Here is a 16,295-nt window from a genome sequence, read left to right as displayed (position 1 = left end):
AAGGTGCTCAATTCATTTAAATAAATCAAATACCATAAATTGCTTTCTACTCTTGCAAATAGGCGCTACCTAATCCGTAGTGCCTTAAATTGTGACTAAACGCTATTGACATTCACAAATATTGCTTGCAGAATGCCACCAATGCGCTGATTTGTTCCCAGATTGCAGGCGCATACTGAAGAAATAATGCTAAAAGGGAAACATTCTATCAATCAATCATTTTTCTTCAGGGCATTTTTATTTAAAGCAGAGGAAATATGATTAGATTAAATCACTTAAATAAAATATATACGCATCGTGGCAAAACCATTCCAGCCTTAGAAGATGTTTCTCTACATGTTCCTAAAGGGCAAATTTATGGCGTTGTTGGACAAAGTGGCGCTGGCAAAAGCACGCTGATTCGTTGTGTTAATTTGCTAGAGCGTCCAACCAGTGGGCAGGTTATTGTCGATAATCAAGACCTAACCAAACTTTCTGCCAACCAACTCAATAAAGCGCGCCACAATATCGGCATGATATTTCAGCACTTTAATTTATTATCTAGTCGCAACGTCTTTGATAATATCGCCTTACCGCTTGAATTAATTGGCTTATCCCGCAAAAAAATTGAAGAAAAAGTCCTGCCTTTGCTAGAGCTTACAGGATTAAGCGATAAACGCCATCATTACCCCTCACAACTTTCAGGTGGACAAAAACAGCGTGTTGCCATTGCCCGCGCGCTCGCCAGCGAACCCAAAGTCCTGCTTTCTGATGAAGCCACTTCAGCGCTAGACCCCCACACCACCGATGCCATTTTAGAACTGCTAAATGATATCAATCAAAAACTTGGGTTAACTATTTTGATGATTACTCATGAAATGGAAGTTGTGAAAAAAATCTGCCATTCCGTTGCATTGATTGAAGGGGGAAAATTAGTTGAACACAATCAAATTGAAAACTTCTTTTCTAATCCACAATCGCCTTTAGGCAAGCGCTTTATCGCGCAAATTCATAAATTTGACTTACCCGCGCATATCCAACAACAACTCTCAGCGCAGGGAAATCATCCAGTCATTAAACTGACTTTTGACGGTGAGCATGTAGGTTTACCTATTCTTTCCTCACTTACAGAAAAATTTGGCATCCACATCAACATCATGCAAGCCAAAATCGAACATATCCGCACCATTAATATGGGATTGCTTATTGCAGAACTAATCGGCAGCCCCAATCAAACTCAACAAGCCCTTGCGCATTTGCAAGCCTTACCAATTACTACGGAGATTCTTGGTTATGTCCAGTCAAATCATTGAGCTATTTATTAAAGCCACTTGGGAAACGCTCTACATGAGCCTAGGCAGTGCCGCTTTAGGCGCATTATTTGGCATTCCGCTAGGTGTTATCCTCTACATAACGCGCCCAGGACGTTTTTTAAGCCATGCGCCAACCTATTATATTTTGGGCACAGTCGTTAATATTACCCGTTCTATACCCTTCATCATATTAATTTTATACATTATTCCCTTCACAAAATTAATTGTAGGAACTTTTTTGGGCAACACCGCCGCTATTGTCCCTTTAACCGTTGCCGCTATTCCTTTCATTGCACGCTTAGCTGAAAATGTCTTAAATGAAGTTCCGCTTGGACTGATTGAAGCGGCGCAATCTATGGGCGCTACCCCTATGCAAATCGTGCGCAAAGTTTTATTACCTGAAGCCACTCCAGGCATCATTAATGCCATCACCATCGCCATTATTGGACTTATTGGCTATTCAGCAATGGCAGGTGCTGTAGGGGCAGGTGGTTTAGGTAAAGTCGCTATTTCATATGGTTATCAACGTTATAACTATGAAATCATGAATTACACCCTTGTGATTTTAATCATAATGGTGCAATTGGTGCAGTCACTTGGCGATTGGTTTGCCAAAAAATCCAATCACCGTGATTAATTTTAACCTTACAGGAGAAAATCAATGAACAGTTTAAAAAGCTTAAGTCTAGCTATTTTAACCGCCATCACATTTAACGCTCATGCCGAAACCTTGCGCGTAGGCAGTATGAGCGGTCAAGAAGCGGAGATTGTGTATGCAGCAAAAGAAGTCGCTAAAAAGAAATTTGACCTTGATGTTGAAGTGATTGAGTTTGACGACTACGTTACGCCCAATGTCGCTCTTGCTGATGGCGATATCGATGCTAACGCTTTTCAACATCAACCTTATTTGGATGCAATGAACCGCGACCGTGGATTTGATATTGTCGCTGTGGGCAATACCTTTGTCTATCCAATCGGCGCTTATAGCAACAAAATCAAAAGCCTAGATGAACTCAGCGAAGGCATGACCATTGCCTTACCAAATGACCCTTCAAATAGCGGTCGCAGTTATTTGTTATTACACAAATTAGGCATCATCACTTTAAAAGACCCTAACAGCTTAGAATCTTCTTCTTTAGACGTTAAAGATAATCCTAAAAAACTCAAATTCCAAGAAGTTGATGCCGCACAATTACCCCGCGTATTAGATGAGGTAGACGTAGCTTTATTAACTCTAATTATGCGGTTAATGCAGGCTTAGTCCCAACTAAAGATGCCATTGCTAGAGAAGACTCAGATTCTCCATATATGAACATCATCGCCGTACGCAGTGCAGATAAAGATAAAGAATCTGTCAAGCAATTTGTTGAAGCTTATCATTCTGATGAAGTAGAGCAAGCGGCAGAAAAAGTGTTTAAAGGCGCAGCCGTCAAAGGTTGGTAAGCGTTTAAACGCCAATCCTTAAGCTGGGTATTTTACCCAGCTCTTTTTATCAATCTTTTATCTCTTTTTTATGCTCAAAAAATATCTCGCTTATAGCAAAAGTTTTTTAATCAGCGCGATAATCTTTTTTATCTTCTACACGCTTATTGGCTGGTGGCGCGCACCAACATTCACCCCAGAAAGTCAGCAACATTTTATAAACCTTGCAGGCGAATCCATCGACCTTGCGCAATTAAGTAGTGAGCAACCTGTTTTACTTTATTTTTGGGGCAGTTGGTGTCCTGTATGTCGGCACAGTTCACCAGCGGTTAACGCGCTATCACAAGAACAACATTATCCCGTTCTCACCATTGCTGTTGCTTCAGGCGATGATGCCACCCTGATGGAATATCTCCAGCAAGAACAGTTAACTTTTTCCACCATTAACGACAATAACAGCGCCATATTTCGTAGCTGGCGCACCATTGTTACCCCCTCTTATGCTATTTTCAAACAAGGCAAAGTGCGCCAAAGCTTCAGTGGTTTACAACCCAAATGGTTGCTTAAACTCAGACTATGGCTGGTTGATCTCTTTGTTTAAGAGCAACAATCGCCCACAAAAGCGCAAACCTCGTTATAATGTCGCGCTTTTTGCAACCTCAAAAGGACAGCTATGCGCCCCAGTAATCGCCAAACCAATCAAATGCGCCCCATCAGCATTGAATGCAACGTCAATCCCTATGCCGAAGGCTCAGCTCTTATCAAACTTGGCAACACCCACGTTCTTTGTACCGCAAGCGTAGAAGAGCGCCTACCACCATTTTTGCGCGGAAAAAATCAAGGCTGGGTAACCGCTGAATATGCCATGCTTCCCCGCGCCACGCATGAGCGCAGCACTCGTGAAGCTAGCCGTGGTAAACAAACAGGACGCACAATCGAAATCCAACGCCTAATTGGGCGTAGCTTACGTGCCGCCATTGACCTCAAAGCATTAGGCGAACGCGCCATCACCATTGATTGCGACGTTCTACAAGCCGACGGAGGAACGCGCACAGCTGCCATCAATGGTGGATTTGTTGCCCTTGCACAAGCCATTCGTCATCTCATACAAAATGGCAAACTTACCACCAACCCTCTCACTACTCAAGTCGCCGCCATTTCTGTAGGGATTTATCAAAATACCCCTATTCTTGATTTAGACTACAGCGAAGACAGTAGCGCCGAAACGGATATGAACATCATCATGAACGACCAACAGCACCTTATCGAAATTCAAGGCACAGCCGAAGGACAAGCTTTTAGCCGCCTACAGATGAATCAAATGATTGACCTAGGCGAAAGTGGCATAGCTCAAATTCTAACCGTACAAAAACAAGCCCTTGGACTGCTATAAATCCCATGCAAGAGATAATCCTCGCCAGTAATAACCGCAAAAAAATTGTCGAACTTCATCAAATTCTAGCGCCGTTACAGTTAAACCTCCTCCCCCAAGCCCAGTTTTTTGCGCAAGAAGCCGATGAGAGCGCTACCACCTTCATTGAAAACGCCCTCATCAAAGCGCGCCATGCAAGCAAACTCAGCACTCTGCCAGCCATTGCCGATGATTCAGGGCTTGTTGTCCCTGCATTAAATGGCGCTCCAGGTATTTATTCAGCGCGTTATGCTGGTGAACATGGCAACGACCAAGCCAATAACGCTAAGCTCCTCCACGCTATGGCAGAGCAAACCGACCGCCGAGCTTATTTTGTCTGTGTAATTGTGTACTTACGCCACCCTCAAGACCCCTTACCGCTTATTGCTCAAGGCATTTGGCACGGTAGTATTGCCCATCAACCTCAAGGTGAAAATGGCTTTGGTTACGACCCAATTTTTTGGCTAGACAGCCACCAACAAACCGCTGCTCAACTAGCAGACAATGAGAAAAACCACCTAAGCCACCGCGCGCAAGCACTTGCTAGCCTACAACAGCAACTCCAAACCTTCACTAGCGCAAAGATTTAAAAAACGCATTGATAGAACTGATAAAATAACCCGTCCAACCAAACCAAAGGTGAATTATGAAAAAAATGATTCTTTCAGATATCGAAAATATCGTTGGCGAAGATTATATCATCACCGACCCCAGCAAAATGGCGAAATACTGTAAAGGCTTTCGCTTTGGTATTGGGAAAGCCATCGCCGTTGCACGTCCCAAAACACTTGTTGAAATGTGGAAGGTTGTGCAAGCTTGTGTTAAGCATGACATTATCCTTATTCCTCAAGCCTCCAATACAGGATTAACTGGTGGCTCTACTCCTTTTGGGGATTACGACCGCGATGTTGTTGTCCTCTCCACCATGCGCATTAAAGGCATTCAACTCATTAACGACGCCCAACAAGCCATCGCCCTACCAGGCTCAACCTTATTTGAGCTAGAAGACTTACTCGAACCCCATCACCGCGAACCGCATTCAGTGATTGGTTCTTCTTGCATTGGCGCTTCTATTGTTGGGGGCATTTGCAACAACTCAGGCGGTGCACTAATTCAGCGCGGTCCTGCGTATACTGAAATGGCAGCCTTTGCGCGTCTGGCTGAAAATGGCGAATTGCAATTTCACAACAACCTCGGCATTGATTTAGGCAACGACCCTGAAACTATTCTTAGTCGCCTTGAAAAAAAAGACTACCGCCAAGAAGATATCCAAAATCCACAAAAACTTGCCTCCGACCATCAATATGGTGACCGCGTGCGCGATGTTGATGCCGACACACCCGCTCGTTTTAATAACGACGGACGACGTCTCTACGATGCCTCAGGTTCAGCGGGTCGCCTCATTGTGTTTGCTGTCCGTGTTGACACCTTCGCCAAACCTAAAAGAGAACAAGTGTTCTATATTGGCACCAACCACACCAAAAATCTTAGCGATATTCGTCGCCATATTCTCAGCAAATTTGACCAACTCCCCGTCTCTGGTGAATATATACACCGCGACTATTTCAATATTAGCGAACGCTATGGGCGCGATACTGTGCTTGTTATTTCAAAATTTGGTTCAAAATACATTCCCAAATTTTTTGCATTAAAAAATACTGTTGACCGCCTGACGAAGAAACTTAAATTTTTCCCTAAATACTTCTCTGACCGCGCCGTGCAATTTCTCACAGACCTATTGCCCTCACATCTGCCTAAAATCATGCGCGATTATCGCGACCAATACGAACACCATCTCATCTTAAAAATGTCTGATGATGGCATTGAAAAAGCAAAAGAATTTTTAGATGAATACTTTGCAAACCATGAAGGCAGCTATCATCTTTGTAACGAGCATGAAAGCGAACTCGCCATATTGCATCGCTTTGCTGCTGCAGGTGCTGCCAAACGCTATCACATTATGCGCCATAAAGAAGTCGGCGCAATATTAGCGCTGGATATCGCCCTAAGACGCAATGAAGATGAATGGCTTGAAACGCTGCCAGAAGATATCAACGCACAAATTGAAGACAAACTTTATTGCGGACATTTTTTCTGCCACGTTATGCACCAAGATTACATTCTAAAAAAAGGAGTGGATGCTGAAGCGCTTAAAAAACGCCTTCTACAATTTTTTGACCAACGTGGCGCAGAGTATCCTGCCGAACACAATGTTGGACATTTATATTACGCTAAAGATGCGCTCAAGAAATTCTACCGCCAAAATGACCCAACCAATTCTTTTAATCCAGGCATTGGCAAAACCAGCAAATGTAAACATTGGGCGGATGAGCGCAACGTTTAATAATCAAAATAAAAGCGCAAAAAAATGCTGGCCAAACAAGTGCCAGCATTTTTTATCTGCACACAATAAAAAATAGCGCTTTACTCAAAAATGCAAAACGCTAGGGAATAATAAAACTCACAAGGTCGCGACAATCTTCTCACTTAATTCTTTTAAACTTTGCTGATATGTTCGAACGATTTCCTGTCCATCCATCTGAGTTAATGAATAATTTTTTCTAAATTCATGTTGCTGTGGTTTGGTTTGTCCCGCAGTAAATACTTGCCAACTTACCAACACATCAAAACGTAACACTTCTTTATCAGCAATCATCTCAATAATTTGCAAATCCACTATTTTATCAGGACGCACATCTGCCCCTAATGGATAACTATTCACCCCCGTTTGCGACAATAAATTAGCGATATTTTGTTGTAATACCCGCTTCATATTATCTTCCAAATCCTGCGCCCACAGCTCATTTTTATCTGCGATAACACTTTGTCCCTGCGCTCTATAGACTATTTTCTGCTCTCGTAAATAATCTGGTAAACGCAATTGGCGCAACGCAATCATCTGCTGGTTAAACGCTTGCGCATTATTAGAGGGCGATAAAAACTGCGCTGGCGCAATCATGTAGCGATTTTTCACCTCTGAAGCACAGCCTAACAATAACACTAACCCCATCGCCAAGGATAAACGAGTTATTTTATTGTGTATCTGCATTACTCACCTCCAAAAATAAGCGCATTGGGTTTTTCATTAATAATTTTTGTTGTTTGATTAACTGATTTTGCTGTTTGTTGTAATTCCTGCAAAGTCTGCTGAATATTGTAATAAAGCGTTGATTCAGGGCTCAAACCATACAAAGTATGCTCTAATTGTTTTGTTAGCTCATTAATTTGCGCATTTAAATCCCCCACCGCATTTGAAGAAGTATCACTAAAATTCTTAATCGAAGATAAAGTATCATTAAGTTTTTTAATACTTTTTTGCAACGATACGCCCAAATTCTGTAGTTCTGGTTTTTCAATAATTCGCTTCAGCGCATCAATAGAATCAGAAGCAGAACCCGCCGCGTCAACCGCTTTATTAAAAAACTGCTTAATTGGCAATTTTTTTATGGTATTAACAATATTGGCAACATCATCTGTAATCTTAGATAATCCCGTATTTTTAGTGGGCAACACTTGATAACTACTATAAGGGTCTTTAGTAAATTTTCCCTGATTATCATAGAATTTTAGCGTAATCATTTTCTGACCTGTCAAATAATTAGCCGTTTCTAATGAGGCATGCAAACCATGTTGCACCATTTCCATAATCAGCTGTTTAGGATTATTAGCTTGACTATTAAATACTTCTATCAAACTAGGTTCAATTTCAATCAAAATCGGTACAACTGTCTTATTAAGTTGCGCATCATAAAGCAGACGCACATCAACAACTTGCCCAACATCCATGCCATTTAATACTACCTTACTACCATTTTTTAGCCCACGTGGACTATCATCAAAATAAACCACATAGTATTCACGTGCAAAAGAGCTTGGCAACTGGCTATCTTGTTGTGATTTATACAAAGTAAACACTGTATTATCATCAACTTTACGCGCGGAGGTAAGCAAAGTAGTCGGAGTGGTAAAACTAATCCCACCTAAAAAAAGCGTTTCTGCAGATTCAAGCGATAAATCAATCCCATTCGTATTGGCTTGAAATGAAAAACCACCAATATTATAAAAACGTGTATTACTTGTTACCAGCTGATCATAAGGCGCACGCACAAATACCAACAAACCTAAATAATTGAAGTTTTCATCAAATTTTATTTGTTCAACTTGCCCAACTTTTATACCACGATAATAAAGCGGTGTGCCTACATTAATGCCAGTCGCATCATTAGTAACCAATTGAATGCGCAACCCAGGCTCAGAAGGTGTTGTCAGTGGGATATCCTCCAAACCAATGAAATCAGTTTCTTTTTGAGGCTTGTTCCCTGGCTCAATAGCAATATAACTTCCTGAAATTATCGTATTTAATCCAGTAATACCGCTGGCAGAAATTTGTGGCTTTACCACCCAAAATTGCGTATCTGTTTTTAGTAATGGCACAGCAGTTTTAAGCATCTTAGCTTTTACAACAACATGCATTAAATCATCAGAAAGCTCTACATCGCTCACTGTTCCTACATCTAAATCTTTATAACGCAATTTAGTAGAACCTGCTTTTATTCCCTCAGCCGATTTAAAAACTATGCTAATTTCAGGACCTGCCGATGATAAACGCGCATAAGCCAGCCACAAACCAACCCCCAATGCTAAAATGGGAACTAGCCATAGCCATCCAGAATTATTTTTATTTTTAATATTAGGTTGTTGCATCTTTCTCTCTGTAGTTATCCCAAAGGATACGAATATCAAAAGCCTCTGTAGCAATCATAGAAAACACCACAACCCCTGCAAAAGCAAAAATTCCTGCCCCAGGTGAAATAATAGCTAATTTTCCATGCACCAAAGCCCCCAGAAGCGCCACCACGAATACATCAATCATTGACCAACGCCCAATTAAATGCACAAACCGATATAATTTTGTTTGCAATACAGGTGGGCACTTAGGTTTTTGATGTGTCAGTAAAAAAACCAATATACACACTTTGATAAAAGGTGTGAATATGCTGGCAATAAATATAATTAACGCCACACCATACGAACCATGATGCCAGAGCAAAATAATATTACTCATAATTGTATCGCCCGTTGGTGCTTGCCCTAGATAACTGGTGTAGGTAATGGGTAATAAATTTGCGGGGAAAAATAAAATAATCGAGGTGAGTAAATAAGCCCAAGTACGTTGATTACTCTCACGTTTACGAGAAGATAAATGCCCATTGCAATGCTGGCATCGCTTTGCTTCTATAGGCGCAAGCACGCCACATTGCAAACAATGCACCAACTGACTAGATTTTGCAGTTATGCGCTTCTCTGTCTTATTTGCGCTCATAAGCTTTAAACATCGCATCATCTAAATGAAAATAATGATTTGCAAAAAAATTGCATACCATTAACAAGCAGAATGCCCAAAACGCTGCCTCAAATTCAATGTCTGCTAAAGTAAGAATTTTGACCATTGTCACCACCACACCCGCCAAATAAACATCTAACATATTCCAAGGGGCTAAATGTTCCATCCAGTGTAAAAATCTACGCGTAAGTTGTGTGGAAAAATCAAAATAAAAACTAATTCCCACCCAGACCATTGCCAGCAAATACCAAAGAGGCATTACAATAATAAGCAATAACACTAAAAACCCTAAAATTGTCAAATCATTTTCAAACAATGATTTTATGCTGGAAAATACTGTGATTGTACTTTCCTCACCTTTGAGATTAATAGTGATAAATGCAAAAGTATTAGAAATAACAAATAAGATTAAAGCAGTGAGCGCAAAAATAAACGAGCGAACAAAATCAGCTTTACCATTATCAATCACCGCATGGCAATCATGGCAAACTAAAATCTCATTTGAGCCCAATACGACATTATCGTAAAGCGCATCACAATAAGGGCAAGCGATATAAGATTTCTTATTCATCAAATGATAGGCCACACGGCTTTACACAATAAAAGATAGCACTCAAGAAGAGTGCTATCACAGACATAAGTAACAGTAAAAAATTTTACTCTCTAAAAGCCAAAATCAAATGAAGTAGGCTAGTAAAAATGTTAAAGATAGAAATAAACAAATCTAAAGTTGCAGTGATATAGTTGCCCTCAACACCATGAATAATATTGCTGGTGTGATAAAGCACATACCCTGAAAAGATAATCAAAGATGCCCCTGATACTACCAAGCTTAACGCTGTCATATTGAAAAATATCGCGCCTACGCCTGCAAGCAAAGCAATCACAATACCGACAAATAAGAAACCACCTAAAAAGGTAAAATTAGTTCCTGTCGCTAACACATAAGCCGAAAGCGCAAAGAAAATAATGCCTGTGCCAATCAAGGCTTTTACTACTACATAGCCTAAGTTGGCTGCAACTAAAGTACCAACCATATTTGCGACAACAAAGCCCAAAAAGCCAGTTAATGCAAACAACAATACAATCCCTAGACCATTATTTTTATTCTTTTCAATGCCATAAGAAAGCCCCATCAATGCCACAATAGACATAAACCAAGGGATATTACCAACATTGAGCTTCATGCCGATATAAGCACACAAGGCACTAAAAAACACGTTAGCTGATAATAAAATATAGGTTTGACGCAAAACCTTATTGCGTGCAATCACGCTTTGCTGAGAAAGAACATCAATTGTCCGTTGTTGATTCACTTCTATGCTCCTTTTGATAAGTTAAAACTCTCAAGATTGTAGGGGGTAAAACCCTTCAAGTAAAGCACATTATGCGCAAATTTGTATAAAATATGGTTACTTTTTATAGGTATAGCGCGCCTAGGTAAAAAACTTCATATTAAACAAACCGAGATAAAACTTTGCAGGAATTGCATTTAGGCTCAAGGTTTATTTTTTAAAAAAATGTTATATAATCAAGAGACTGTTTCACAATATTTATTATAGTTTGCATTTTGCGATAGATGCTGTCGCTTAGCGGTAGGTTGTTTTATCGTATTTAAAATAATTAAGGATTGATTGATATGTCATTATATGAACGCATTAAGCAAAAAACAACGTTCCATCCCTCTGTTTTTATTCCAAGTTTTGTTTTTATCGCCATAATTGCCCTACTGGGAATTTATGCTAATGATTGGATGGCTGGGTCGTTGCAAGTCGCTAAAAATGCTGCCTTTCAATATTTTAGCTGGTTTTATCTACTTTCAGTGAGTGGATTTGTTATTTTCCTAACGATATTAGCCTTTACTCGTCTAGGGGATATTCGCTTAGGTGCGGATAATGAAGAACCAGAATTTCCATTTCTATCATGGATTTCTATGTTGTTTGCTGCTGGTATGGGCATTGGTTTAATGTATTTTGGTACTGCTGAACCCCTTATGCATGCTGCCAGTCCAATTACTGATGGCAATACTGAACAAAATGCCATGTTATATACCTTTTTACACTGGGGTTTTCATCCTTGGGCACTCTATGGAACGATTGCCTTAGCATTGGCATACTTTAGTTTTCGCTATCGCCTGCCTTTATCTTTACGTTCGACATTTTATCCTATTTTAAAAGATAAAATTAATGGGCCTTTTGGAAACTTTATTGATGCAGTTGCCTTAATTGCTACTGTTTTTGGCATTATCACCACGCTAGGATTTGGCGCTGCTCAATTAAATGCTGGCCTACAGTCAGTGGGATGGGTTTCTGAAGTTGGATTTTCTCAACAAGTCCTTATTATTGTTGTAGTCATGGCAATCGCTGTTATTTCAGCGATTTCTGGAGTTGGTAAAGGTGTGCGCATTTTAAGTGAGATTAATTTAAGTTTATCAGTTTTACTGATGTTATTTGTACTATTTACGGGTTCTACCGTTTATCTTTTATCAGCTTATTCTGATAATTTAGGCAACTATATAAGTAATGTCTTTAAACTTGGTTTTAAAACCTTCACCTACGATTCTGAGCATTTAGATTGGTTTTCTGGCTGGACAGTTTTTTACTGGGCATGGTGGTTTTCATGGTCGCCTTTTGTAGGGTTATTTATCGCTAAAATTTCGCGTGGTAGAACTGTGCGTGAATTTGTCATTGGTGTATTGATTGTTCCAACATTATTAATTACCTTTTGGTTTACTATTTTTGGTAATAGTGCTTTTGAAGTTGATAAGCTGGCTAATGGCGCACTCACAGCACTTACAGGCTCACCTGAGCATCTACTCTTTGAGTTCTTAGCACACTTCCCTCTTTCTTCTTTAACAGGGTTGGTAGCGATGCTAATTTTGGCGCTGTTTTTCATTACTTCTGCAGATTCAGGGATTTTTGTTTTAAACAGCATCGCCTCAAACGGTATTTCAGATAATATTCCTCGTTGGCAAAATATTTTATGGGCAGTGATTATTACCATAGTTGCCATTGCATTGCTCTATACTGACGGACTAGATGCTATTCAAGCGATGACCTTAGTAGCAGCTTTGCCATTTGCCTTCTTAATGGTGATTATGTGTTATAGCTTGCTTAAAAGCCTAAGTGTAGATAGCAAGTATTTTAATAAATCCCTTAATGAAGCAACTGTTTTTTGGAATGGCAATAATTGGCAAACAAATTTAGCTAAGATTTTATCGCAAACCCAAAAGCAAGATATGCATGAGTTTTTTGAAAAAACAGCACGCCCTGCCTTCAATATGCTTAAAACAGAATTGGTTGAAAAACATGGCTTGACTGTAAGCATTAATGAAACCACAGACCCCACGCAAAGCATTGAATTAGTAATAGAAAAAGGTTTATTGCGCAACTTTATTTATGGCATTGCTGTGCAAACGAGAGAATCCTCTAAGGCGGTATTAGATGAAACACATATCCCAACAGCACGCCACCAGACTATTTATGAACCCATTACATATTTTGGTGATGGTCGTTTAGGTTACGATGTGAAATATATGGGGCGTGACCAATTAATCGCTGATGTTTTAAAACAGTATCAGCGCTATTTAATCTTACTCAATACCGATGAGCACGATTTAATTACACAAGCACCGATTACTCATCATGGTCCATCGGCTTAAATCATCGCTTTTAACCCCTTTTTGGGGATTAAAAGTAAGCATCGATACATAAAAGTATTCAATGCTAAAATAACCGCCCTTTATTTACTATGGAGAAATTATTAATGGCTGAAAAAATTCACTGGCAAAAACAAATCCCACCACAGGCATTAGAAGCATTAAATCAAGAAGGAGGTGTAATCGTTAGTCCAACAAAGGTTGGTTATATTATTATCACCACTGACTATAAAGGCTTGGAGCGCAAATTTGATGCCAAAGAGCGCAAACGTAATAAACCAGGTGTCGTCCTTTGTGGCAGCATGGCTCAACTGCGCGCCTTAGCGCAATTAAATCCAGAAATTGAAGCGCTTTATCAAAAACATTGGGATGAAGACATCTTATTAGGTTGTATTTTGCCATGGAAAGAAGAAGCCAAAGCCAATCTTGCCAATGATGGACGCAAAGAACTTATGATGGACAAAAGAGAAACCAGCTGTTTTGTTATCCGTTTTGGCACCCCAGGAGAGCAGATTGCCAAACATTTTTGGGAGCAAGAAGGCAAAATGATTTTTGCTAGCTCTGCAAACCCTTCAGGTCAAGGTAATCGTGGGATGGTTGAAGGTATTGGCGAACGTATTGCATCTAGCGTAGATTTGATTATTGAAGCGGATGATTATGTCGCCTCTATCCAGCCTGATAAAACTCTTGAGACGCGCTATGAGCAAGGCGTTATGGTTTCCATGGTCGATGAGAATGGTCAACTTATCCCAGAACAACAAGGTCAACGTTCTATTTCTCCTGCGCCAGTATTAATCCGCAAAGGGCTGGATGTAGATAAAATCATGATGCATTTAAGCGATATTTTTCCCAGCTGGGACTATCGCCACGGCGAATATTATTAATTTCATTCTAAATAAAACAAAAGCCAGATTTTACTCTGGCTTTTTTTATATTTTCAACCGCCTAAAAATTCTATCGCTTTACCTAGGTTATGGAATTTCTAGGATTGTTATAACTTAAGAAGATTGTTTCTCAATCGGCTTGGCATTTGCAATGATTGATTTATATTCTCCATAACCCTCAGCTTCTAGCTTATCTAGTGGAATAAAACGCAAACTTGCGCCATTAATGCAGTAACGCAATCCACCTGCTTCTTTAGGTCCATCTGTAAATACATGCCCTAGGTGAGAATCCGCTACGCGACTACGCACCTCTGTGCGACGCATATTAAAAGAGCGATCTTCATGCTCAACAATCACATCACCATCAATAGGCTTAGTAAAGCTCGGCCAACCGCATCCAGATTGGTATTTATCTGCTGAACTGAATAAAGGTTCACCACTGACTATATCCACATAAAGCCCTGGCGCAAATAAATGGTCGTATTCATGGCTAAATGCGCGCTCTGTTCCTGCTTTTTGTGTAACGTTATACTGCATCGCGCTTAATTGCTTTTTAACAGTTTCTGCATCAGGCTTTTGATATTTGCTAGCATCCACTTTTACAGACATATTTTGACCTTTTTCAGACACATTGGTTTCTGTGCTACTCATTTTCTCTCCATTTGTTTTGTGCGCTAACGGTTTATCGGCCAAACTTATATCAATATGACAATAACCATTTGGATTCTTAGTTAAATAATCTTGGTGATAGTCTTCTGCCATAAAAAATTGTTGCAAAGGCTCATTTTCTACCACGATAGGTTTTTTAAACTTCTTCTGCTCTTGCGCTAATGCTTCGCTAATAATGCTCTTCTCACTCGGGTCTGTATAGTACACCCCAGTGCGGTATTGCGTACCGCGGTCATTGCCTTGTTTATTTAAACTAGTTGGGTCAATTACACGCAAATAGTAAGCCAAAATATCGCTTAAAGAGAGACGCTCAGCATCATAGGTTACTTTAACTGTCTCAGCATGCCCTGTATTGCGCTTAACCACATCTTGATAAGTGGGATTTTCAGTATTGCCATTAGCATAACCTGATACCGCATCAACCACGCCATCAATGCGTTCAAAATAAGCTTCCAATCCCCAAAAACAGCCTCCTGCAAGATAAATTTCTTTAGTATTCATAGGTTTTGCTCCGTCTTTATTTTGTTTATAAAAAGTTTGTTTAGCGCTTAATTTAGCATCAGGTTTTGCAATGAGCTCTAATAACTGCGCCTTATGCAAATCGCCACGCATAACTCTTTGCACCTTACCACTGCTATCTAATAATGCCCAGCTTGGATAGACATTCAAGCCTAAAGATTGAGCTATTTCACCCCCCCTATCTTTTAACACAGGCAAATCAGGATAATCCAATCCCTCATACCATAATTGCAAATCAGGCTCACTCATCTCAGCAAAATAATCTGGTGAAACCACGCTCACAAAGTTAACCCCTGCAAAATCAGGGTCTCTACGCCATTGATTTGCTTCTTCTAGACCAGCCAAACATAGCGGACACCAGCTTGCCCAAAACTTCACCAGCGTTGGTTTTGGCGCTAAAAAATCCTTACCGGCTTGTCCATTTGTTGCAGGCAATGTTTTTAATGATTCCAGTATTGCCTTTTCACCATCGGGCAATACTGAGTTAGTTTCTGCCACACCAGCAGTGAGCTTAAATAGCCCAATAGCTAAAATGCCTACCGTTAAAAATCTAATGACGCGATTCATCTATATTTATCCCTATGTGAAGTTATTGTGTAATGTAACTAGAAAACATTGCTTCCTTGCCAATCATCTGCTCTAGTGTTTTAAAAGCTTGCGCATCTATTTGATAAACACCAGGTAATTGCAGCATTCCCGCAACATTTTCTGCAGCCAACTCTACGCGAATTGACATTGGAATTCCCTGACTATTCTTTAATTGCGCTAAAAACTCTCCAATTTGTATCGTCTTTTCTGTGGGTTTATTGATTAAAGAAATCTGCAAAGCCTTCAACAATTGGAATTGCGCCCGCTCGATTGGCATAATTTCCTGTGCAATAAGCTGCCACTGCTCACGATAAAACGCATATTCTACTTTTGCACGAATAACCAAAATTGCATCCGCTTGTAAGTAAGCATCCGCCTGTTGTACCAAATCCCCAAATACACTGCACTCACAACGCCCAGACAAATCATCTAAGGTTAAAAACGCCATCCAATGCCCTTTTTTAGACTTCATCTTGCGCACATCTAACACCAACCCACCAACCCACAC

General features: G+C 40.1%; 15 protein-coding genes and 1 pseudogene. 9 read left to right on the top strand and 7 right to left on the bottom strand.

From position 1 onward, the window contains the following. The first annotated feature begins 257 nt into the window (after positions 1 to 257). The 7 genes and pseudogenes from A5N84_RS07795 (at position 258) to dld (ending at position 6,469) form a co-directional block, all read left to right on the top strand. Complete coding sequence (locus tag A5N84_RS07795; RefSeq protein ID WP_072281922.1) at positions 258 to 1,292, top strand: methionine ABC transporter ATP-binding protein; 1,035 nt, start codon at positions 258 to 260, stop codon at positions 1,290 to 1,292. Beyond that, positions 1,273 to 1,929 carry a methionine ABC transporter permease gene (locus A5N84_RS07790; protein WP_072281921.1) on the top strand — a complete coding sequence of 219 codons (657 nt, stop codon included), beginning with the start codon at positions 1,273 to 1,275 and terminating at the stop codon, positions 1,927 to 1,929. The genes A5N84_RS07795 and A5N84_RS07790 overlap by 20 nt, the downstream gene beginning before the upstream one ends. 24 nt (positions 1,930 to 1,953) lie before the next feature. Then, a pseudogene (locus A5N84_RS07785) lies at positions 1,954 to 2,735 on the top strand (MetQ/NlpA family ABC transporter substrate-binding protein). Positions 2,736 to 2,805: 70 nt separating this feature from the next. After that, positions 2,806 to 3,315: a redoxin family protein gene (locus A5N84_RS07780; RefSeq protein ID WP_072281920.1), complete on the top strand. Its 510-nt coding sequence runs from the start codon at positions 2,806 to 2,808 to the stop codon at positions 3,313 to 3,315. A 72-nt stretch (positions 3,316 to 3,387) separates the two neighbouring features. Then, positions 3,388 to 4,107, top strand: a complete 720-nt coding sequence (gene rph / locus A5N84_RS07775; RefSeq protein ID WP_072281919.1) for a ribonuclease PH — start codon at positions 3,388 to 3,390, stop codon at positions 4,105 to 4,107. Between the two features lie 5 nt (positions 4,108 to 4,112). Next, complete coding sequence (gene rdgB, locus A5N84_RS07770) at positions 4,113 to 4,715, top strand: RdgB/HAM1 family non-canonical purine NTP pyrophosphatase (RefSeq protein ID WP_072281918.1); 603 nt, start codon at positions 4,113 to 4,115, stop codon at positions 4,713 to 4,715. 56 nt (positions 4,716 to 4,771) lie between these two features. Further along, a complete protein-coding gene (dld, locus tag A5N84_RS07765) occupies positions 4,772 to 6,469 on the top strand; it encodes a D-lactate dehydrogenase (protein ID WP_072281917.1) in 1,698 nt (565 codons plus the stop codon). A gap of 117 nt (positions 6,470 to 6,586) precedes the next feature. On the opposite strand, the gene A5N84_RS07760 is transcribed toward dld, so the two are convergent. The 5 genes from A5N84_RS07760 to A5N84_RS07740 all read right to left on the bottom strand — a co-directional run bounded on the left by A5N84_RS07760 (position 6,587) and on the right by A5N84_RS07740 (position 10,743). Further along, complete coding sequence (locus A5N84_RS07760; protein WP_072281916.1) at positions 6,587 to 7,174, bottom strand: PqiC family protein; 588 nt, start codon at positions 7,172 to 7,174, stop codon at positions 6,587 to 6,589. Next, entirely contained in the window at positions 7,174 to 8,829 is a 1,656-nt protein-coding gene (locus A5N84_RS07755) for a PqiB family protein (protein WP_072281915.1), read from the bottom strand. Before A5N84_RS07755 ends, A5N84_RS07760 begins: the two co-directional genes overlap by 1 nt. Further along, positions 8,816 to 9,448: a paraquat-inducible protein A gene (locus A5N84_RS07750; RefSeq protein ID WP_072281914.1), complete on the bottom strand. Its 633-nt coding sequence runs from the start codon at positions 9,446 to 9,448 to the stop codon at positions 8,816 to 8,818. The genes A5N84_RS07755 and A5N84_RS07750 overlap by 14 nt, the downstream gene beginning before the upstream one ends. Then, positions 9,435 to 9,938, bottom strand: coding sequence for a paraquat-inducible protein A (locus tag A5N84_RS07745; protein ID WP_233120040.1), 504 nt, complete (start codon positions 9,936 to 9,938; stop codon positions 9,435 to 9,437). Before A5N84_RS07745 ends, A5N84_RS07750 begins: the two co-directional genes overlap by 14 nt. Positions 9,939 to 10,125: 187 nt before the next feature. Continuing rightward, positions 10,126 to 10,743, bottom strand: a complete 618-nt coding sequence (locus A5N84_RS07740; RefSeq protein WP_233120039.1) for a Bax inhibitor-1 family protein — start codon at positions 10,741 to 10,743, stop codon at positions 10,126 to 10,128. 365 nt (positions 10,744 to 11,108) lie between these two features. Here A5N84_RS07740 and A5N84_RS07735 point away from each other — a divergent pair, with 365 nt between their 5' ends. Both A5N84_RS07735 and A5N84_RS07730 read left to right on the top strand, forming a co-directional pair. Continuing rightward, positions 11,109 to 13,130, top strand: coding sequence for a BCCT family transporter (locus A5N84_RS07735; RefSeq protein ID WP_072281911.1), 2,022 nt, complete (start codon positions 11,109 to 11,111; stop codon positions 13,128 to 13,130). A gap of 104 nt (positions 13,131 to 13,234) precedes the next feature. Next, on the top strand, positions 13,235 to 14,011 hold the full coding sequence (locus A5N84_RS07730) for an L-threonylcarbamoyladenylate synthase (protein WP_072281910.1): 777 nt from the start codon (positions 13,235 to 13,237) through the stop codon (positions 14,009 to 14,011). 114 nt (positions 14,012 to 14,125) lie between these two features. On the opposite strand, the gene msrAB is transcribed toward A5N84_RS07730, so the two are convergent. Continuing rightward, complete coding sequence (gene msrAB, locus A5N84_RS07725; RefSeq protein ID WP_072281909.1) at positions 14,126 to 15,766, bottom strand: bifunctional peptide-methionine (S)-S-oxide reductase MsrA/peptide-methionine (R)-S-oxide reductase MsrB; 1,641 nt, start codon at positions 15,764 to 15,766, stop codon at positions 14,126 to 14,128. 22 nt (positions 15,767 to 15,788) lie between these two features. Then, positions 15,789 to 16,295 carry an OB-fold nucleic acid binding domain-containing protein gene (locus A5N84_RS09670; protein WP_078055665.1) on the bottom strand — a complete coding sequence of 169 codons (507 nt, stop codon included), beginning with the start codon at positions 16,293 to 16,295 and terminating at the stop codon, positions 15,789 to 15,791.

Origin of the sequence: Rappaport israeli, assembly GCF_001888055.1 — a bacterium.
Lineage (GTDB): Bacteria > Pseudomonadota > Gammaproteobacteria > Cardiobacteriales > Cardiobacteriaceae > Rappaport > Rappaport israeli.
Note: the sequence above shows the minus strand (reverse complement) of the source record. Positions and strands in the feature narration are given on the sequence as shown.